The sequence below is a fragment of the Streptomyces sp. 135 genome (assembly GCF_020026305.1).
Lineage (GTDB): Bacteria > Actinomycetota > Actinomycetes > Streptomycetales > Streptomycetaceae > Streptomyces.
The window spans coordinates 1,143,954-1,163,771 of record NZ_CP075691.1 but is presented as its reverse complement, the minus strand read 5'-3'; the positions used below and the strand labels follow the sequence as shown (position 1 = coordinate 1,163,771).

The following is a 19,818-nucleotide window of genomic DNA, read 5'->3' as shown; positions in this document are numbered from 1 at the left end:
CCGGGTCTCAGGCCGGAGGGCGGTCCGGCGACGACGACAGCTCCGACGCGACTCGCGCGATCGCCCCGGGGTCCACCCGGCAGCACCCGCCGATCAGCCGCGCCCCCGCCGCCCGCCAGCCGGCCACCTGACCGGCCGCGAACCGCGCGGGACCACGCCACGACCGCGCCTCGGCGTCCCACCTCTCGCCGCTGTTCGGATAGACGACCACCGGCTTGCCGGTGACCCGCGCGGCGAGCGCCACCGCCGACCGCGCGTCGCGCGGATCGCAGCAGTTCACGCCGACCGCGATCACCTCGTCCACGCCGGCGGCGAGAGCGAACGCCTCGTCGAGAGGCTGGCCCGCGCGCGTGCGATCCCCCGCGACGCTGTACGACAGCCAGGCGGGCACCCCGAGACCGCGCACCGCGCGCAGCAACGCCCGCGCCTCGTCGGTGTCGGGGACCGTTTCCAGGGCGAGGGCGTCCGGGGCCGCCGCGGCGAGGGTCTCCAGGCGGGGCCGGTGGAAGCGCTCCAGCTCGGCCACGCTCAGGCCGTACCGGCCCCGGTACTCGGAGCCGTCGGCGAGCATCGCGCCGTAGGGTCCCACCGACGCCGCCACCCACACCTCGCGGCCAAGCCCGGCGCCGGCCCGCCGCGCCAACTCCACGCTCAGGCGCAGCAACTCGGCCGTGCGGGGCGCGTCGATGCCGTGCCGCGCGAACCCCTCGTACGTCGCCTGGTAGCTGGCGGTGATGGCGACCTCGGCGCCCGCCTCGTAGTACGCGCGATGGGCGGCCTCGATGGCGTCCGGCCGGTCGGCGAGCAGGCGCGCCGACCAGAGGGCGTCGCTCAGGTCGTGCCCGGCGGCCTCCAGCTGGTTGGAGAGGCCGCCGTCCAGCACGAGCGGGCGGTGGGAAAGAGCGTCGGCGAGTCTCACCTGGCCGACGCTAGCCGAGGCGCGGTCAGCGGGAAGTGACAGGCCACCTGGTGTCCGGCGCCGCTCGGAGTGCTCACCGGCGGCTCCGTCGTGGCGCAGACGTCCTCGGCAAGGGGGCACCGGGTCCGGAAGCGGCACCCGGACGGGGGGTTCGCGGCGGAGGGGGTTTCACCCTTGAGCGGCGCGCGTCCAGGGGCGGGGTCGGCCAGGTTCACCGTCTCCAGCAGCCCCCGCGTGTAAGGGTGCAGCGGCTGCGCGTACACCCTCTCTGCCGGCCCGGTCTCCACCAGCTTGCCGAGGTACATCACGCCCACCGTGTCCGCCAGGTGCCGCACCACGGCCAGGTCGTGCGAGATGAACAGGTAGGTCAGGCCCCGCTCGCGCTGGAGCTCCCGCATCAGGTTCAGGATCTGCGCCTGCACCGACACGTCCAGCGCGGACACCGGCTCGTCGGCGACCACCAGATCGGGCGAGAGCGTCAACGCCCTTGCCAGGCCGATGCGTTGGCGCTGCCCTCCAGAGAACTCATGCGGGTAGCGGTGGACCGCGCCGCGCGGCAGGCCGACGGCGTCGAGGAGTGCGGCGATGCGCTCCTCCCGCTCGGCGCGGCTGCCGACGCCCTGGATGACCAGGGGCTCCCGCAGGATCTCGCCCACCCGCATGCGCGGATCCATCGCGGCGGTGGAGTCCTGGAACATCAGCTGGACGCGACGCCGGTGCGCCCGCCGCTCGGCCCGGGTCATCCGGGACGGGTCGGCGCCCTCGAAGCGCACCGCCCCGGCGGTCGGCTCCTCCAGGCCGGCGACGATCCGTCCGAGCGTGGTCTTGCCGGAGCCGGACTCGCCGACCATGCCGAACGTCTCGCCCTCGCGGATCGTGAGGGACACCCCGCCGACCGCGCTGACCGTGCCGCGACCGCGCGCGAACGGACCGCCCTTGAGCGGGAACTCCTTGACGAGTGCGTCGACTTCGAGGAGTACGTCCCCGGGGGCGGCGGCCGGGGGCACGGGCGCGGGGATCACCACCTCGTCCTCGGACGTGGCCTCGTCCGGCACCGGGTGGAAGCACGCGAACCGGTGCTCCGGGCCCCGCACCTCGTCGTCGGCGAGCGGCGGCTCCTCGCCGCGGCACTCCTCCGTGGCGAAGGCGCAGCGCGGCGCGAAACGGCAACCCGTGGGGCGCGTCGCGAGGCTCGGCGGCAGACCGGGAATGGTGTGCAGTTCCGTGCCGGTCGCGGCCGCGCGTTCGGGCAGCGCGGCGAACAGGGCCTCGGTGTAGCGGTGGCGCGGGCGGGTGAAGAGGTCCCGTACGCCGGCCTCCTCGACGACCTTTCCCGCGTACATGACGGCGACCCGGTCGACGCGGTGGGCGATGACGCCCAGGTCGTGGGTGACCAGGATCATCGCCATGCCGAGGCGGGCGCGCAGGTCGTCGACGAGTTCGAGGATCTGGTGCTGCGTCGTGACGTCCAGGGCGGTGGTCGGCTCGTCGGCGATGAGCAGCTTCGGCTCGCAGACCAGGGCCATGGCGATCGCCACGCGCTGGCGCATGCCGCCCGAGAGCTGGTGCGGGTAGGCCTTCATGCGTTCGGCGGGCCGCGGCATGCCGACGAGGCGGAGCATCTCCTCGGCGCGGGTCATGGCCTGCGCGCGGCCGATGCCGGGGCGGTGCAGGAGCAGCGGCTCGGCGACCTGGGCGCCGATGGTCATCGTCGGGTTGAGCGAGGTCAGCGGGTCCTGGAAGACCATGCCGATGCTGTCCCCCCGTACCTCCTCCAGGACGGGCGCGGCGGCGGTGGCGAGGTCGTTGCCGTCGAACAGGACGCGTCCGCCGGTGATCTCGCCGCCCGGCGGCAGCAGGCCGAGCACGCTGAGCGCGGTCATGGTCTTGCCGCAGCCGGACTCGCCGACGATGCCCAGGGCCTCGCCGGGGGCGAGGGTGAGGCCGACGCCGTCGAGGGCGTGGACGGTGCGGTCGCGGGAGGTGATGTCGACGTGCAGGTCGTCGATGGTGAGCAGTGGCTCGGGCGTGGTCATCTCTCCGGTCTTCCTCTCAGCTCCGCAGCCGGACTTCGAACGCGTCCCGCAGCCCGTCACCGATGAAGTTGAACGCGGCGACGACCAGCACGATCGCGATGCCCGGCGGGAAGATCAGCCACCAGTAGCCGTTCTGGGTGTAGGTGATGCCGGCGGACAGCATGGAGCCCCAGTCGGCCGAGGGCGGCGGGATGCTCAGGCCGAGGAACGCGAGGTAGCTGACGTAGAGGATGGCGTCGGCGATCTGGAAGGTGCAGTTGACGATGACGGTGCCGATGGCGTTCGGCACGATGTGCTTGAAGACGGCGCGGGTGCCGCCGCCGCCCATCATCCGCATGGCCTGGACGTACTCGCGGTCGCGCAGCGCCAGGGCCTCGCCGCGCACCAGGCGGGCGGGGGAGAGCCAGGCGACCGCCGCGATGATCACGACCAGGACGCCCTTGTCGGGCGTGATGATCGCGGCGACCACGACGAGCAGGAACATCGCGGGGATGGCGAGCGCCGCGTCCGTGACGCGCATCATCGCGGCGTCGACCCAGCCGCCGAAGTATCCGGAGACCGCGCCGTAGACGGTGCCGAAGAGGGTGGCCAGCAATCCCGCCGCCAGGCCTATCTCCAGCGAGGTCCGGCCGGCGACCATCAGGCGGCCGACCATGTCGTAGCCGAGGTCGGTGGTGCCGAGGAGGTGGCCGGGGCTGCCGGGCGGGAGGTTCGCCTGCGACAGGTCGGTGTGGACCTGCTCGCTGGGGTGCAGGAGCGGCCCGAGGTAGCTGAAGGCGATCAGCAGGGCGAGGACGGCCACACCCGTCAGGGCGAGCTTGTTGCCGGTGAAGACCCGCAGGGTGCGGCGGGCGAGGGAGGGGGTGGCCCGCGCCGTCTCCTCCTGGCCGGGGGCGGTGACAGGGGCGGCGGTGGTACTCATGCCACGCTCCGTATCCGGGGGTCGAGGGCGGCGTACAGGATGTCGGTGAGCAGGGAGCCGAGGACGGTGGCGACGCCGACGACGAGGGTCACGCCGAGGAGCACGGGGAAGTCGGAGCCCTGTGCCGCGTTCCAGAACAGCAGCCCCATGCCGGGGTAGTTGAACATCGACTCGACGACGAGGGCGCCGCTGAACAGCGTCGGCAGGTAGAGGCCGAGGAGGGTCGCGAGCGGGATGAGCGCGTTGCGCAGGACGTGCCGGACCATGATGCGGCGGCTCGACTGGCCCTTGGCCATCGCGGTGCGGACGTATTCCTCGGTGAGGTTGTCGAGGACCGCCGAGCGCATGTAGCGGCTGAACATCGCGATGATGCCGAAAGCCATGGTGACCACCGGCAGAATCAACCCGGTGGAGTCGCCGAGGAGTTCACCGATCGACTCGCCCTGTGGTGCCTCCGCCGGGAAGATGGGCATGACCTGCGCGAACAGGATGATCATGATGAGGCCGAGGAAGAACACCGGCGTCGCGTACATCAGGAAGGCGAGACCCGTCAGCGCGTAGTCGGCGGGCTTGCCGCGCCGCACGGCCTGGAGCAGGCCGAGCGGGACGGCGATGACGACGGCGAGCACGGTGGACAGGACGGTCAGGAGCAGCGTCTTCGGCAGGCGCTGCTTCAGCAGGTCGAGGACGGGCGAGTTGAGCTTGAAGGACTCGCCGAGGTCGCCGGTGAGCAGCCGCTTCAGGTACATCGCGTACTGCGTCGGCAGTGAACGGTCGAACCCCTGCTGGTGGTTGAAGTGCTCGATCTGCTGCGGCGTGCCCTTGGGGCCGAGGATGGCGCGGGCCGGGCCGCCCGGCAGGAGGTGCAGGAGCACGAAGACGATGACCGACACCAGGAAGAGGACGACGATCGCCTGGAGGAAACGCTTGACCAGAAAGCCGGTGAAGCCGGTCACTTCACGGCTCCCTTCTCCGTGCCGCTCTTCTTGGCGTTCTTGACGTAGTACCAGTGCTGGGGCGCGAAGGTGACGGTCGGGTTCTGTTCGATGCCGCGCAGGTCGTTGCGGATGACCGAGACCTGGTACGCCGGATTGGGCATCCACATCACCGGAAGCTGCTCGGCGAGGTACTCGCCGTACTCGTGGACGGCCTGCATGTCGGGGGAGTACTGCACGGCCCGGATGACGCGGTCGGCCTTCTTGTCGCTGTAGTTGCCGAAGTTGGCGGAGGCCCCGGTGGAGAAGAGCTGCTCGCCGCTCGGGTTGAGGGGGTAGTACCAGCTGCCGGCGGTCCCGAAGAAGGACATGTCCCATGCGCAGCCGGGGTCCTTCGCCGTGCAGGGCACGGAGTTGCCGAGGACCGAGTTCAGCGGCTGCCGGCGCACCGTCAGTTCGATGCCGGCCTTGGACAGGGACGACTTGAGCTCCTGCATCATGTTCGTCGTCTCGGTGGAACCGGACTGGGAGAGGAGGGTCAGTTCGAGCGGGGTGTCCTTCGCGATGCCCTTGCCGCACTGGTTCTCGCCGGTTCCGGGGCGTACGCAGCGGGCGGTGCCGTCCTCGACGCGCCAGCCGTGCGCGGTGAGGAGGCGCCGGGCCTTGTCGACGTCATACGGATAGCGGTTCTTCTCCATGGCCTCGGAGAGGTACTGGCTCTTCGGCGTGGCCGGCACCGGGCCGAGCGTCGGTGTCGCGCTGCCCTGCCAGATGACGTCGCTCATCGCCTTCTGGTCGACGAGGTGCTGCATGGCCCGGCGGATGTAGAGCTGTCCCATCAGCGGGCCGCCGTGGGTGGAGTTGAAGTTGTAGACGATGTACGTCGCCGCCCAGCCCTCCCACGGGTCGACGCGGTAGCCCTTGCTCTCGAACTTCTCCTTCTGCGCCATCACCGACGGCGGGATGTAGCCGTAGTCGACGCCGCCGGAGCGCAGCACGTTGTACTCGGAGTCGGCCGTGGTGAAGGGCTTGAAGACCACCTTGTCCAGGTGCGGGCGTTCGGACTCCGGGCCGGTGAACTTCTCGTTCGGCACGATCGTCACCTGGCCGCTGTCACGCCACCCGGCGAGCTTCCAGGGGCCGTTGACCGTCTTCCACAGCGGGTCGGAGCCGTACGAGCCAAGGCTCTTCGCGTGCTTCGTGAGGCGCGCGAAGACCGCCTCGGCGCCCTTCGGCGTGCGGTCCCAGTCACCGATCCTGCCGCCGTCGGTCTTCGCGTCCCAGGCGTGCTGCGGGAGGGCCCGCATGAGCGTGAGCTGGTTGGCGGTGAACCAGTCCGGGTTGTAGGCGCGGGTCAGGTGCAGCCGCACGGTGTGGTCGTCGAGGGTCTCGAACCGCTTGACGTTGTCCGGCATGGTGCCGACCGAATAGCTGCCCCACTGGGCCTTGTTGCCCTTGACGAGGCGGAACCAGAACTCCAGGTCGCGGGCGGTGACCGGCTTGCCGTCGGACCATGTCACGCCCTCGCGCAGCGGCACCGTCACGGTCCTGTTGCCGTCGCTGTACCTCGGCTCCAGGCCCAGCGTGCCGGGCCCGTGCGTCGTCAGCTCGCCCTTCTCCTTGTCCTGCACGGCGTCGTAGACCGGCGTGAACAGCAGGGACTGGATGCCGTAGTTGTACGAGGCGCCGTAGCCGGGCGCGCCGATCGGGAAGATCCAGTTGGGGGCGGCGGCCGGCGGCAGGGCCATGGTCGCCGTACCGCCTTCGACCGGAGTGCCGCCGGTGGGGCCCATGTCGATGCGGCCGCCCTCGCGGGTGCAGCCGGTGAGGGCCGCCGCGAGGACGAGCAGGGCTGCCGCCGCGGACCTGAGTGAGCGCATGGCGATGGGCCTCCAAGGGGGACGGGGCCGGCCTCCGTGCCGGAGAACGACGGAGCGGCGCCCGAACGCTAGGCCGCGCCGGAAAAACAAGTCAATACTTCATTCGGCAGGAACTCGAAAACCCGGCGGGGGTGGCGGACTTGATTCGATGAGCCCTAGTGTTCGGCCGAGCGACGAACGAACAGCGCGAGGAACAGCGCGTAGGGACGGCGCGAAAGAACAGTGCGGGGCGCCTCGCACGACAGGTGAGCAACTGGGGGCGGCATGGCCGGAACACCACTCGGCGAACCAGGATCGGCACAGCACATCGTCCACCTGGTCTCCACGGGGGCGGCCTCGTCACGGGCCGACCTCGTACGCGAACTCGGTCTCGCCGCCTCGACGGTCTCCCTGCGGGTGCAGGAACTGGTCGACGCCGGGCTCCTCACCGAGTCCGGCGAGGGCGCCTCCCGCGGCGGCCGCAGGCCCAGGCTGCTGCGGGTCGCCTCGCACGGAGGCGTGGCGGTCGCCGCCGACCTCGGCAGCCACCACGCGCGGCTCGGCGTGGTCGACCTCGGCGGCACCGTCAGCGACGCCGTCGACCTGCCGCACGACATCACCGCGGGCCCCGAGTCCGCCGTCGACTGGCTCTGCGGGCAGGTCGACCGGCTCGTCACACGCCAGCGCGAGGAGGGCCGTACCGTACGGGCGCTCGGCGTCGCCTTCCCCGGGCCCGTGCAGCCGGGGACGGGCCGTGTCCTGAGCCCCTCCCGCATGCCGGGCTGGCACCGCTACCCGCTGCGTGACGTGCTCGCCGAACGCCTCGGCTTTCCCGTCACCGTCGACAACGACGCCACGATGATGGCCGTCGGCGAACACCGCGTCGCCCGCCCCGAACTCGACCATCTCGTCGTCGTCAAGGCCGGGCGCGGCATCGGCAGCGGCGTCATCTCCGCCGGACGCCCACACGACGGCGCCAACGGCAGCGCCGGCGACATCAGCCACGTCCGCGTGGACGCCGCGGGCGACCGGCCGTGCAGCTGCGGCAACATCGGCTGCCTGGAGACCGTGGCCAGCGGCGCCGCCCTCATCCGCGAACTCGCCCTCCACGGCGTCGAGGTGAGCGACACGAGCGACCTGCTGCGTCTCGTCGCCGACGGGGACCCGCGGGCCACCACCCTCGTCCGCACCGCGGGACGGCACATCGGCACCGTCCTGTCCGTCGTCGTCAACTTCTTCAACCCGCAGGCCGTGGCGCTCGGCGGCGTACTCGCGACCGCCGAGCCCCTGGTCGCCGCCGTGCGCGGCGTGCTCTACGAGCGGTGCCTGCCCCTCGCCACGGCCGACCTGGAGATCACCACCACCGTCACGGGGGTCGACGCGGGCCTTCTCGGCGCGGGCCTCACCGCGCTGCGCAGGCACCTGCCGACCACCCCGGCGGCCCTCCCGGGACCCGCCCCCGACCCCGCCCGTGCCCCCCAGGAAGAGAGCGCACCCGCATGACCCCCACCACCGCCAACCGCCGCCTGCGCATCGGCATCGGCGGCATCGGCATCGAGTCCTCCACGTTCTGCCCGCACCGCTCCACCACGGACGACTTCCGCCGGACCCGCGGCCAGGACCTCCTCGACCGCTACACCTGGACGCAGCCGGGCTCCGACCTCGCCGCCACCGTCGAATGGGTGCCGCTGCTCCACGCGACCTCGCTGCCCGGCGGTCCGGTGGAGGCACAGTCGTACCTGACCCTCAAGGACGAACTCGTCACGCGCATACGGAACGCGGGCCCCCTCGACGGCCTCGTCTACGACATCCACGGCGCGATGAGCGTCGTCGGCCTCACCGACGCCGAGGCCGACCTCACCGAGGCGGTCCGCACGGCCCTCGACTCCGTGGGCACCCCGGACGGCACAGGGCGCCCCATGATCTCCGCCGCCATGGACCTGCACGGCAACGTCTCGCGCCGCTTCGCCGAGCCCGTCGACCTGCTCACCGCCCACCGCCTCGCCCCGCACGAGGACGCCTGGGAGACCCGCGAGCGCGCCGCCCGCAACCTCGTGCGCTGCCTCCTCGACGGCACGCGCCCGCACCGCGCCTGGGTGCAGATCCCCGTCCTCCTCCCCGGCGAGAAGACCAGCACCCGCCTGGAACCCGCCAAGTCCCTCTACGCCTCGCTCGCCGACATCGAGCGGCTGCCCGGCATCCTCGACGCCGCGCTCTGGGTCGGCTACGCCTGGGCCGACGAACCCCGCTGCCAGGCCGCCGTCGTCGTCACGGGTGACGATGCCGAACGCGCCGCCACCGAGGCCGGCCAGCTCGCCCGCCGCTACTGGGACGCGCGCCGCGACTTCGTCTTCGTCGGCCCCACGGGCACCGCCGAGGAGTGCGTGGAGCGGGCCGTGACCTCGACGAGGCGGCCCTTCCTGATCAGCGACTCGGGCGACAACCCGACAGCGGGCGGCGCGGGCGACCTCGCGTACATGCTGCGCAAGCTCCTCGGACACGACGCGATCCGCACCGGAAAGGTCACCGCCGTCCACCCCGGCATCACCGACCCGGCCGCCGTGGCCCAATGCTTCGCGGCGGGCGTGGGCGCGCAGGTGACGCTGAGCGTCGGCGGCAAGGTCGACACGCATCACGGCGGGCCGTACGAACTCACCGGCACCGTCGTCGCGTTGCAGCGCGCCACCGACCGCAAGGACCGCGCCGAGGGCGGCGCGTACGACCGCGGGGTCGACATGGCGGCCGTGCGCACCGGCGGCCTCACCGTGATCCTCGTCGAACGCCGCAAGCCGTTCCACACCCTGGCCGACTTCATGGGCCCCGAGGAGGGCGGCCTCGGCATCGATCCGCGTACGTACGACATCGTGGCGGTGAAGATCGGCTATCTGGAGCCGGAGCTGTACGACATGGCGGCCGACTGGCTGCTCGCCCTCACCCCCGGCGGAGTCGACCAGGACCTGCCGCGCCTCGGGCACCACCGGGTGGCACGGCCGCTCTACCCGTTCGACGAGGACGCGTACGACGCGGGTGAGGGTCCGGACCTGACGCCGGTCGTCCTGGCACCGCTCGCAGGGTGAGAAGGGGGTGCAGGCGGCGGATCGGGTCTGCGAGGGTGATCCCTTCGAGCCGCCCGCCCGCAGCGCAAAGGACCCCCCCGTGAAGCGTGCCGCCACTCTGTCCGCCCTCGCCTGTCTGCTGGCCGTCACCGCCGCCGCGCCCACGTCGCCGGGCGCGGCCAAGCGACCGGAACGCCCCTACCTGGGCAGCCTCTTGGACGCCGTGCCGAAAAGGGGCGTCCTGAAGGTCTGCACGACCGGTGACTACGCGCCCTTCACGAAACTGGACCCCGCCGGCAGGACGTACAGCGGCGTGGACATCGAGATGGCGCGCGACCTCGCGAAGAGCCTCGACGCCGAGCCGAGGTTCACCGCGACGACGTGGGCGGACCTCACCGGGGACGTCGCCGCGCGCCGCTGCGACATCGGTGTCGGCGGCGTCTCGATCACGCCGGCGCGCGCCCGCCAGGTCTACTTCAGCGAACCGACGCGCGAGGACGGCAAGACGCCGATCGTGCGCTGCGCGGACAAGGACCGGTTCGGCGCGGGCACGCTGAAGGACATCGACAAGAAGGGCGTGCGGGTCGTCGTCAACCCCGGTGGTACGAACGAGGAGTTCACCCGGGCGAGCATCAAGCAGGCGACGATCAGGCTGCATCCCGAGAACACCACGATCTTCCAGGAGATCATCGACGGGCGCGCGGACGTCATGATGACGGACGCGAGCGAGACGCTCTACCAGTCGAGGATCCACCCCGAACTCTGCGCCCTCCACCCCGACAAGCCCTTCACCTTCTCGGAGAAGGCGTACGCGACGCCGCGCGGGGACGAGGAGTTCAAGGAGTACGTCGACCAGTTCGTGCACCTCGCGAAGCATGACGGGACGTACGCGAAGTACGAGGACGAGTGGACCGTCAGGCGGTGAGGTCAGCGCGGCGCAGGGCCGCCCGTTCCTCCTCGCAGGTGCCGCCCCACACGCCGGCCGTCTGACCGGTCCTGAGCGCCCACGCCAGACACTCGCCGCTCACCGGGCAGCGGGCGCAGACACGTTTGGCGGCGGCGAGATCTCTTATCGCGGGGCCTGTCGTACCGACGGGAAAGAAGAGGTCCGGATCCTCGTCGACGCAGGCAGCCCTCTGCAACCACTCCATGGGCGCCCGAGTGCCCATGGGGGCGGAACGAAAACTTCCGGGTAGCCCGCCCCGCGCGCCCCCGGCCCGCCAAGTGGCCCCGCGTGCGCCCCGTTTGGCGGGGCGGGCACGGGGGACCCGCACACCATGACCGTCCACAAGAACGCCGTGCTCGTACTGGACTGCTCCGAGCCCGAGGCCCTGGCCGAGTTCTACGCGGGACTCCTCGGCGCGGAGGTCCGGTTGAGCAAGGACCCCGACTACGTGGAGATCACGAACGAGTCGGGGGTCTGCCTCGCCGTGCACAGGGAGCGCGACTACATCCCGCCGAGCTGGCCCCGCCCCGAGGACTCGCAGCAGGCGCACGTGCGGATCATGGTCGCCCGGCACGACATGGACGAGGCGGAGCGTGAGGCGGTCGGCCTCGGGGCGCGCCCGGTGGACACCAAGAACAACAACGGGCCGCGGGACACGCGTACGTACTCCGACCCGGCGGGCCACTCCTTCACGCTGGCGGCCATTCCCGAGTGACCCATGGGACCCACGTGATCCGAGTGGACGGTCACCAGCGGGGAGTTTCCCGAACTCGCGGCGCTCCTACGTAAGTTGATGTCCTTCGCATCACTCTCTGTGGCATCCTTGCCCTCCACACGCACCACTCGCGCGGGGGAGGGCGCCACTTGGCCGCGGAGTCGAAACCCGTCCGCCCGGACGCCGAGCCGGCCCGACCTGAGGCCGGCGCCGACACGGACACCAGCGCCGACACCGGAGCGCCGGATCCCGAGGGCAGGCGTTACTTCTCGGTGCTCTTCGTCGTGCACCTGGTGCTGATGCTGACCCTCGTCGGTGTCGCGATCGCCATCGTGAGCATCGGCGACTCGGCGACCGCTCTCACGTTCGCGGGCGGCGGTTTCATCGCGTACGTATCCGCGATGACGCTCTACGCGCGTCGGGACGAGCGGCAGGAGGTCACGCAGCACCTGCTGGCGTTCCTCGCCGCGTTCCTCGTCGTCGCGCTCGTCGGGGGCGCCGCGTGGTGGTTCCTCGCGGCCCGGCCCGAGAACGTGTCGGGCGACGCGCGTCTGAACGGGGACACGATCGCCGCCGACGCCACGGTGGGGCTCGTCGTGGACGCCGATCCGGGGGACAAGAAGCGGCTGCGGCTGACGTTCACGGCGCGGGACAGCGTGGCCGGCGCGTCGCCCTGCCTGCGCATGGGCAAGCTGGGGTTCCTGGGCGGCGACATCGAGGCCAAGGCGCCCGTCGCCCTGGAGGAGACGCTCACCACCACCCTCGCGCTCGCCGATCCCGGACCCGAGGTCGCGGTCGACCTCCAACTCGTCGGCAGCGCGGACTGCCGGGTCGAGCTCACGCTGGAGAAGGCGGAGTACCGCCGGTAAGTCCAAGGAGAGTGTCATGCCCCGCCAAGCGCCAAGCCGCCGCCTCGTCACCGCCGCGTGCGTCCTCGCCCTCTCCCTTGCCGCCGCGTGCGGCGGCGGATCCGACGGCGGGGGCGGCACGGGCACCGCGTCGCCGACCCGCTCCGCGGGCCCGGACGGGGGCGGGCGCCCCTCGCTGTTCGACAAGGAGACGCTGAACATCGCGGTGAAGAAGGGGCAGCCCGGCTTCAGCACGCTCAGGGAGGAGGACGACGACTTCGCGGGATTCGAGGCGCGGTTGGTGCAGTTCCTCGGCACCGACCTCGGCTTCAGGGCGGCCGACTGGGACGTGCAGTCCCGCAACCGCGAGAAGGTCCTGCGCGAACGCAGCATGGACCTGGTGATCGCCACGTACTCCATCACCGCGCCGCGCGACAAGGAGATCGACTTCACCGCCCCCTACTTGAAGACCTATCAGGGCGTGCTCGTGCGTGAGGACGAGAGCGGCATCAATCGGCTGGCGGACGTCGACGGCAAGAAAGTGTGCAGCGTGTACGGCTCCACCGGCGACCCCAAGAGCGAGACGGACGAGAAGGCGAAGAAGGCGGTCCGTGAGGCGCTGGGGCCCAACGTGGACGTCGTACGCCGCAACAGCTACAAGACCTGCGTCAAAGAGCTGATCGGGGGGAACTTCGACGCCGTCTGGACGGACAAGATCATCCTTGAAGGCTTCGCGCAGGATCCGCGGTACGCCGACGACGTCAAGGTCGTACGGAACATCACGGTGAAGAAGCAGCAGTTCTACGGCATCGGCCTGCGCGAGGGCCACAAGGAGGACTGCCGCAAGCTGAACGGCGCCCTGAAGCGCTTCCTCGACACCCAGTGGACGCTGACCTTCCAGGTGTACTTCCGCAGCATCACCGAACGCGTCGCCGGCTACGAGCAGCAGTACAAGCCCACCGACGACGAGTTCGAGGCCCTCGCCGAGACGTCGTGCGGGGGCCGATAGGCACGCGAATACGCGGCTTGCCCACCGGCCCCGGCGACGAGGGCGGTTCAGACGGACCGGTGGTACTGCTCCGGCACATGCACCTCGCCGCCCAGCTCGCGGGCCGCGCGCCGCGCCCACGAGGGGTCCCGCAGCAGCTCCCGTCCCAGCAGGACCGCGTCCGCCTCGCCGTTGGCGACGATCTTCTCGGCCTGCTCCACCTCGGTGATCAGGCCGACGGCCGCGACCGGCAGCTCCGTCTCGGCCTTCACCCGCGCGGCGAACGGCACCTGGTAGCCGGGGCCGACGGGAATGCGGACGCCTGCCGCGTTGCCGCCCGTGGACACGTCGAGCAGGTCGATGCCGTGCTCCTTGAGCTCGGCGGCGAAGCGGACGGTGTCGTCGGCCGTCCAGCCCGCCTCCTCCAGCCAGTCGGTGGCCGATATGCGGAAGAACAGCGGCTTGTCCTCGGGCCAGACGGCACGCATGGCGTCGACCACTTCGAGGGCGAAGCGCGTGCGGTTCTCGTACGAACCGCCGTACGCGTCGGTGCGCTTGTTGCTGTGCGGGGAGAGGAACTCGCCGATCAGGTAGCCGTGCGCGCCGTGGATCTCGGCGACCTCGAACCCGGCGTCCAGCGCGCGTCGCGCGGCGTCGGCGAACTGGCCCACGATCTCGCGGATCCCCTCGACGGACAGCTCGGCCGGCACGGGGTGGCGCTCGTCGAAGGCGACGGGGCTGGGCGCGACGCTCTGCCAGCCGTGCTCCTCCAAGCCGAGCGGGGTGCCGCCCTTCCAGGGGCGGTCGGTCGACGCCTTGCGCCCGGCGTGCCCGATCTGGATGCCGGGGACGGTGCCCTGGCTCTTGAGGAACGCCGTCGTCCGGCGGAACGCCTCGACCTGGGTGTCGTTCCAGATGCCCAGGTCATAGGGGCTGATGCGGCCTTCGGGGCTGACGGCGGTGGCCTCGACGATGATCAGGCCCGTGCCGCCGGCGGCGCGCGCCGCGTAGTGCGCGAAGTGCCAGTCCTGCGGGACGCCGGCCTGGGGGCCCTCCGGCGGCGCCGAGTACTGGCACATCGGGGGCATCCAGACCCGGTTCGGGATCGTCAGCGATCGCAGGGTGTACGGCTCGAACAGCGCGCTCACGGCGGACTCCATTCCTCGCGGCTGGTATCTCCTCGTACGGTAGCCCTCGTAGTACGTTGAATGTCAAACTACGGCGGTTCTCGTACAATGGCGGAGAGCACGCGCGGGAGAGCACTGGGCACGGACACGTGCAGGACACCGGACGAAGGGGAGCCGTCATGACGACCGCCACCGCGAGCGGCAGGACGCTCGCCCACCCCGAGCCGGCGGACATCCGGCTGGAGGCGGTGCTGCACGCGCTCGCCGACCCCATGCGGATGCGGGTGGTCCGGGACCTCGCCCGGGAGGAGGGCGCCGAGCTCTCCTGCTCGCACTTCGGCCTGCCCGTCACCAAGTCGACGAGCACGCACCACTTCCGGGTGCTGCGCGAGAGCGGGGTGATCCGGCAGATCTACCGCGGCACGGCCAAGCTGAGCGCGCTGCGCCGCGACGACCTCGACGCGCTCTTCCCCGGCCTCCTCGACAGCGTCCTCGCCGCCGCCACCCACCAGGCGGAACGGCTCGGCACCGACGCCTGACGGGGTGGCGGCCCCGCGACGTGGTCTGTTGGGGGGCTCGGTGGCCCCGCGCTGTGCGGCTTGCCGACGTGGTTCGTCTGCCGGGACGGTTCGGCGCCTTCGCCTGACGTGGCGGGCGCCTGCTGCTGCTCACCGGGCGGGACGCCTCGCGGGGCCTGTGACCGGTGTGCGGTCCGCTCGGCGGAACGGCTCCGTGGCTGTGCCTGACGGGGGGGCGGCCCCGCGACGTGGTCTGTTGGGTGGTCCGGTGGCCCCGCGCTGTGCCGTTTGCCGCCGTGGTTCGTCTGCCGGGATGGCTCGGCGGCTGTGCCCGGCGAGGCGCCGCCCCCCCGCTACCGCTCCGCGCCCCGCGCCGCCCGCCGCAGCCCCGCCCAGTCGGGGATCTTCACCACGCCCCGCCCGAGCGAACGCCCGAGCTCCGCCTCCGCCCGCTCGATCGCCAGCCAGCCCGGCCACTCCACCGGCCGCAGCCCCGCCGCGCGCAGCCCGGCCAGCGGCTCTTCCGCGAGGTCCTTCCGTACGAGTTCGGGGGCGTCGTCGAGCAGCGACTGCACCGTCTCCTTGGCGCACGGGCGGTTCGTGCCGATGACACCGGTCGGCCCCCGCTTGATCCACCCGGCCACGTACTCCCCCGGGGACGGCGCCCCGTCGCGCAGCACCCGCCCCGTCGCGTGCGGCACCGTGCCGCGGTCGGGGTCGAACGGCAGCCCTTCGAGCGGCACCCCACGGTAGCCGACCGAGCGCAGGACCAGCTGCGCCGGGATGTCCTCGTACCGCCCCGAACCCGTCACCCCGCCCCGGCCGTCCGGCAGCGTGCGCTCGAACCGCGTCCCGGCGACGCGGCCCGTGGCGCCCGCCGTCAGGGCGACCGGACGCAGGAAGAACCGCAGGTGGATCCGCCGGGGCAGACCGCGCGCGGGACGCTCGGCCCAGCCGCGCAGCACCTCGACGTTGCGGCGGTTCGCGGCGGGCAGCCCCGAGGGGTCGGCGTACGCCGGGTCCAGCGCCAGCTCCGCCGGATCCACGAGGACTTCCGTGTCCGGGAGCGAGCCGAGCTCGCGCAGCTCCTTGGTGGTGAACCGCGCCTGCGAGGGCCCGCGCCGCCCCACCATGTGCACCTCACGGACCCGGCTCCCCGCGAGGACGCCGAGCGCCGCGTCCGGCATGTCGGTGGGCAGCAGTTCGGCGACGCCGCGCGCCAGGATGCGGGCGACGTCCACCGCGACGTTGCCCACGCCGATGACGACGGCCGACTCCACGTCCCGCACGAAACCGTCCTGTTCGAAACCGTCCGTCAGCACATCCGGATGCGCGCTGTACCAGGAGACGAACTCGGTCGCCGAGTGGCTGCCCGGCAGATCCTCGCCCGGCACCCCCAGCCTGCGGTCCGCCGCCGCGCCGACGCAGTAGACCACCGCGTGGTACAGACCGAGGAGCCGGTCGGGAGGCAGCCCGCCGGGGCCGACCTCGACGCCGCCGAGGAACCGCACGCGGTCGTGTTCCAGGACGGTGCGGAGGCTGCCCTGCAGGGACTTGATCTTCTCGTGGTCCGGCGCGACGCCGTACCGCACGAGGCCGTACGGGCACGGGAGCCGGTCGAGCACGTCGACCCGCACCCCCGGCACCCGGTCCTGTTGGACGAGGGACTGCGCGGCGTACACCCCGCTGGGACCCGAACCGACGACGGCGACGTGCAGCACCATGGTGCTCCCTCCGCGAGGCGACCTCGGGACGGTTTCAGGATCGCACTCGGTGTGCCCGCTGTCAGGAGCGTGGGAGCACGGTCAGCGCGCAACGGATGCGAGACGACTCCCGTGCCGGTCCTTCGGCCCTCGGGCTCACCGTCGCTTTCCGGCCATGCCTGCGGCGCGCCGCCCGCCTCCCGTGCCCGCCCCGCTACTCCGGTCCGGGAGGCCGCGCCGGCAGGCAGCCGGACATCCTCTCGGGCGGTGCGCCGCAGGGCGGGACGCCCAGCTTCCAGTCCAGTTCGTACCGCTGGAAGAGCTCGGCCCGCAGGGTCGCCTGCGGCATCGGCGCACCCGGGATGAGCAGGGCGAAGACCGCGCCCATCAGCAGCGCGCGCAGCAGCGGATAGTCCGTGTCGACGTCGCCCGATCCGTACCGCGCCACGGTGTCCCGCAGCAGTTCGGCGAGGCGCTGCTGCTCCGGGCACTGCACGAAGCCCTCCGCCTGGAGGATGCCCGCCATGTGCGTGCGCATGAGCAGCGGCTCGTCGCGGGCGAGGCCCAGGATCGCGTCGATGGCCCGTGCCAGGCGCTCCGCACCGTCCACACCGCCGGCGGGGCTCGGCTCCCGCTCCAGGGCGGCCGCCAGGGTGCGGTGCATCAGCCGGTGCACGGCCGACTGGAGCAGCTGGCGCTTGCCGGGGAAGTAGTACGAGACCAGGCCGCGGGCCGCGCCCGCCCGGTCGGCGATGTCGCCGAGGGTCGTGGCCTCGTAGCCGCGCTCGGCCACCAGTTCCACCGTGGCTTGCAGCAGCCGCTCGCGGGAACGCCTGCGCAGCTCTTCATTGACCGATGGGCTACGCGGGGACATTCTGTAACTCCTGCGTTGACTGGCTCTGAGCCAATATACTCAGCTGGTCTCGTGAGAGGGCCTTCATGGGGTCCCGCACGGGCCGGGCCGGCCTGGGGCAGGCAACACCGCGGGGGAGTGTTGCCTGCTCACAGGTGGTTCGGGCGTCCCACGGCTCAGCCGACGAGGCCGAGCACCGGCCGCAGCGCGTCCGGGCGCCGGTCGGCCGGCAGGTGGTCGACGAAGTGCACCGCGCAGCCCAGGCCGGCCGCGCCGCCGTCGGCCCGCCGGTCGTCGCCGACCATCAGGGCGTCGCGGGGATCGGTCCCGAGCGCCTCAAGGGCCAGCGCGAACAGGCGCGGGTCGGGCTTCTGGATGCCGTGTTCGTAGGACAGGACGTACGTGTCGACGTACGGGTCGAGGCCATGGAAACGGAAGACGGGCCGCAGGTCCCACCCGATGTTGCTGACCACGCCCACCTTGACGCCCCGCTCGCGCAGTTCCGCGAGGACTTCCGCCGCGTCGTCGTAGGGGCGCCACGCCTGCGGGGCCATGTGCCGCGAGTACAGCGCGTCGTACAGCCGTGGGTCGGGCAGGGGCACCTCGCGGGCAAGGCCCGTATACGCGGCGCGGTGCAACTCGGCGGACTGGTCGCGGACCGCCCACAGCTCGGAGAGGTGCGCGGGCACCGCCACCGGCGCGGCCCCGCCGGGCAGCGCTCCCGCCCGCTCCAGGGCGGCGGCGGTCCGCGCCGACTCCCCCTCGCCGAGCGGGACTTCGAGGTCGTCGAGCACGGCGCGCAGCCAGGCCTCGGTGGGTTCGACGCGGAACAGCGTCCCGGAGAAATCGAAGAGCACGCCCTTGATCGTCATGGGCAGGATCCTCCGGGAGCGGCCGACGGGCGGTCAAGTGCGGTTCGGGGCGTGCGCCCGGTGGTGGCCTGATGGGGACGGCGTGGCGACGGGCGGCATCCCTGAGAGGCCCGGCGGTCGGCATGGCTGCCGGGCCCGTGGGTGTGTGTCGTGACGGCCAGGGCCACTGTCGGCGTGCCGTGCAGTCAGCGGCCGAGGATGTCTGTGGGCCAGTGGACGCAGGGCCGGGCGCGGGTGGGGCCGACGCCTGCCAGGGCCGTCCGTCGCGGCGCCGGGGCCGTGGGGGTGGGGCGCGGCGGCCAGGGCCACCGTGAGCGTGCCGAGCAGGCAGCTGCCGAGGATTCTGTGGGCCAGTGCACGCCGAGCCGGACGCGGGTCGGGCCGAGGCCTGCCAGGGCCGCCCTCTTCGGCGCCGGGGTCCGCGCCGCGTTCGTACGTGTCACGTGATCCGTGGTTCCGTACGGCTGCCGGGTCCGTGGGTGTGCGTTGCGGCGGCCAGGGTCACCGTGAGCGTGCCGAGCAGGCAGCTGCCGAGGATTCTGTGGGCCAGTGCACGCCGAGCCGGACGCGGGTCGGGCCGAGGCCTGCCAGGGCCGCCCCGCCACGGCGCCGGGCCCGTGCTGGGCCCGAAGGTATATGTCGCGACGGCCAGAGTTACTGCCAGCGCGCCGAGCAGCCAGCCGCCGAGGATGTCTGTGGGCTAGTGCACGCCGAGCCGGACGTGGGCGGGGCCGAGGCCTGCCAGGGCCGCCCGCTTCGGCGCGGCGTACCTGCCGTGTTCGTAAGTGTTACGCGGTCCATCGGTCCGTACGGCTGCCGGGGCCGCGGGTGTAGGTCGCGACGGCCAGGGCCACCGTCAGCGCGCCGAGCAGCCAGCCGCCGAGGACGTCCGTGGGCCAGTGGACGCCGAGCCAGACGCGGGTCAGGCCCACGCCCGCCACGGACAGCACCGCGAGCGCCACGGCCGCCCGCCACGGTGCCCGGCCCGCGCCGTGCAGCCGCATCAGCCACAGGAGCAGGCCGCAGACGACCGCCGCCGTCATCGCGTGGCCCGAGGGGAACGCCGCGTAGTGCGCGGAGTCCACCGGGTCCGGCCACACCGGGCGGGGACGGTCCACCGCGGCCTTCAGCGACTGCTGCACCGCGGATGCCACCAGGCAGGTCCCCGCGAGCCACAGCGCGAGCCACCGGGCGCCGCGCACGGCGAGCCAGATCACCACCACCGCGCACAGCGCGCGCATCGTCCAGGGGTCCCACACCCAGTCGGTGAGGATGCGGCTCGCCCGGGTGACGCCCGGGTCGGCCACCGCCCAGCGGTGCGTGGTGCGCGAGATGTCCTCATCCAGCGAGATCAGCGGGCCCCACTCGAACTCCACCAGGAGGAGCAGCAGCACGGAGGGGACGCCGAACAACACGGCGGCGAGCGCCGCCCGGTGGGCGGCCGGTCGGGTCGGGGAGTCCAGTGGTGCGGGGTACATGCAGCGATCCTCGCCGACGGAGTGGGCGGAAGGCCATCCCGGG

Annotated in this window: 18 protein-coding genes; 7 read left to right on the top strand and 11 right to left on the bottom strand. The window is 72.3% G+C overall.

Annotation, left to right across the window (positions count from 1 at the left end):
* Positions 1-7: 7 nt before the first annotated feature.
* The 5 genes from mmuM to KKZ08_RS05325 are packed head-to-tail and all read right to left on the bottom strand — an operon-like array spanning position 8 to position 6,692.
* The gene (gene mmuM, locus KKZ08_RS05345) at positions 8-919 is read right to left on the bottom strand and encodes a homocysteine S-methyltransferase (protein ID WP_223773341.1); all 912 of its coding nucleotides are present in this window, start codon (positions 917-919) and stop codon (positions 8-10) included.
* Positions 916-2,955, bottom strand: coding sequence for a dipeptide ABC transporter ATP-binding protein (locus KKZ08_RS05340; protein WP_223773340.1), 2,040 nt, complete (start codon positions 2,953-2,955; stop codon positions 916-918). Before KKZ08_RS05340 ends, mmuM begins: the two co-directional genes overlap by 4 nt.
* A gap of 16 nt (positions 2,956-2,971) precedes the next feature.
* Positions 2,972-3,877 (bottom strand): ABC transporter permease, encoded by a 906-nt coding sequence (locus KKZ08_RS05335; RefSeq protein ID WP_223773339.1) that lies wholly within the window; start codon positions 3,875-3,877, stop codon positions 2,972-2,974.
* Positions 3,874-4,833, bottom strand: coding sequence for an ABC transporter permease (locus tag KKZ08_RS05330; protein WP_223773338.1), 960 nt, complete (start codon positions 4,831-4,833; stop codon positions 3,874-3,876). The genes KKZ08_RS05335 and KKZ08_RS05330 overlap by 4 nt, the downstream gene beginning before the upstream one ends.
* The gene (locus KKZ08_RS05325; protein WP_223773337.1) at positions 4,830-6,692 is read right to left on the bottom strand and encodes a peptide ABC transporter substrate-binding protein; all 1,863 of its coding nucleotides are present in this window, start codon (positions 6,690-6,692) and stop codon (positions 4,830-4,832) included. Before KKZ08_RS05325 ends, KKZ08_RS05330 begins: the two co-directional genes overlap by 4 nt.
* 264 nt (positions 6,693-6,956) lie before the next feature.
* Here KKZ08_RS05325 and KKZ08_RS05320 point away from each other — a divergent pair, with 264 nt between their 5' ends.
* The 3 genes from KKZ08_RS05320 to KKZ08_RS05310 all read left to right on the top strand — a co-directional run bounded on the left by KKZ08_RS05320 (position 6,957) and on the right by KKZ08_RS05310 (position 10,652).
* Positions 6,957-8,174, top strand: a complete 1,218-nt coding sequence (locus tag KKZ08_RS05320) for an ROK family transcriptional regulator (protein WP_223773336.1) — start codon at positions 6,957-6,959, stop codon at positions 8,172-8,174.
* Positions 8,171-9,748: a M81 family metallopeptidase gene (locus KKZ08_RS05315; protein ID WP_223773335.1), complete on the top strand. Its 1,578-nt coding sequence runs from the start codon at positions 8,171-8,173 to the stop codon at positions 9,746-9,748. The genes KKZ08_RS05320 and KKZ08_RS05315 overlap by 4 nt, the downstream gene beginning before the upstream one ends.
* Before the next feature lie 79 nt (positions 9,749-9,827).
* Positions 9,828-10,652 carry a transporter substrate-binding domain-containing protein gene (locus tag KKZ08_RS05310; protein ID WP_223773334.1) on the top strand — a complete coding sequence of 275 codons (825 nt, stop codon included), beginning with the start codon at positions 9,828-9,830 and terminating at the stop codon, positions 10,650-10,652.
* Here the strand turns inward: KKZ08_RS05310 and KKZ08_RS05305 are convergent.
* Positions 10,642-10,878 carry a WhiB family transcriptional regulator gene (locus KKZ08_RS05305; RefSeq protein ID WP_223773333.1) on the bottom strand — a complete coding sequence of 79 codons (237 nt, stop codon included), beginning with the start codon at positions 10,876-10,878 and terminating at the stop codon, positions 10,642-10,644. The two genes, KKZ08_RS05310 and KKZ08_RS05305, sit on opposite strands and share 11 nt — an antisense overlap.
* Positions 10,879-11,004: 126 nt before the next feature.
* On the opposite strand from KKZ08_RS05305, the gene KKZ08_RS05300 reads away from it, so the two are divergent.
* From KKZ08_RS05300 to KKZ08_RS05290, 3 genes are all read left to right on the top strand, one after another.
* Positions 11,005-11,388 (top strand): VOC family protein, encoded by a 384-nt coding sequence (locus KKZ08_RS05300; RefSeq protein ID WP_223773332.1) that lies wholly within the window; start codon positions 11,005-11,007, stop codon positions 11,386-11,388.
* 149 nt (positions 11,389-11,537) lie between these two features.
* Positions 11,538-12,257, top strand: coding sequence for a hypothetical protein (locus KKZ08_RS05295; RefSeq protein ID WP_223773331.1), 720 nt, complete (start codon positions 11,538-11,540; stop codon positions 12,255-12,257).
* A gap of 16 nt (positions 12,258-12,273) precedes the next feature.
* Complete coding sequence (locus tag KKZ08_RS05290; protein ID WP_223773330.1) at positions 12,274-13,245, top strand: transporter substrate-binding domain-containing protein; 972 nt, start codon at positions 12,274-12,276, stop codon at positions 13,243-13,245.
* A gap of 47 nt (positions 13,246-13,292) precedes the next feature.
* On the opposite strand, the gene KKZ08_RS05285 is transcribed toward KKZ08_RS05290, so the two are convergent.
* Positions 13,293-14,372, bottom strand: coding sequence for an NADH:flavin oxidoreductase/NADH oxidase (locus KKZ08_RS05285; RefSeq protein ID WP_223773329.1), 1,080 nt, complete (start codon positions 14,370-14,372; stop codon positions 13,293-13,295).
* Between the two features lie 158 nt (positions 14,373-14,530).
* Here KKZ08_RS05285 and KKZ08_RS05280 point away from each other — a divergent pair, with 158 nt between their 5' ends.
* On the top strand, positions 14,531-14,890 hold the full coding sequence (locus tag KKZ08_RS05280; protein WP_223773328.1) for a helix-turn-helix transcriptional regulator: 360 nt from the start codon (positions 14,531-14,533) through the stop codon (positions 14,888-14,890).
* Between the two features lie 332 nt (positions 14,891-15,222).
* Here the strand turns inward: KKZ08_RS05280 and KKZ08_RS05275 are convergent, their stop codons facing one another.
* The 4 genes from KKZ08_RS05275 to KKZ08_RS05260 all read right to left on the bottom strand — a co-directional run bounded on the left by KKZ08_RS05275 (position 15,223) and on the right by KKZ08_RS05260 (position 19,775).
* Positions 15,223-16,590 carry an FAD-dependent oxidoreductase gene (locus tag KKZ08_RS05275; protein ID WP_223778915.1) on the bottom strand — a complete coding sequence of 456 codons (1,368 nt, stop codon included), beginning with the start codon at positions 16,588-16,590 and terminating at the stop codon, positions 15,223-15,225.
* Positions 16,591-16,786: 196 nt separating this feature from the next.
* A complete protein-coding gene (locus KKZ08_RS05270) occupies positions 16,787-17,446 on the bottom strand; it encodes a TetR/AcrR family transcriptional regulator (RefSeq protein WP_223773327.1) in 660 nt (219 codons plus the stop codon).
* A 155-nt stretch (positions 17,447-17,601) separates the two neighbouring features.
* The gene (locus KKZ08_RS05265; RefSeq protein ID WP_223773326.1) at positions 17,602-18,297 is read right to left on the bottom strand and encodes an HAD-IA family hydrolase; all 696 of its coding nucleotides are present in this window, start codon (positions 18,295-18,297) and stop codon (positions 17,602-17,604) included.
* 788 nt (positions 18,298-19,085) lie between these two features.
* Positions 19,086-19,775, bottom strand: coding sequence for a phosphatase PAP2 family protein (locus KKZ08_RS05260; protein WP_223773325.1), 690 nt, complete (start codon positions 19,773-19,775; stop codon positions 19,086-19,088).
* Between the last annotated feature and the right edge of the window lie 43 nt (positions 19,776-19,818).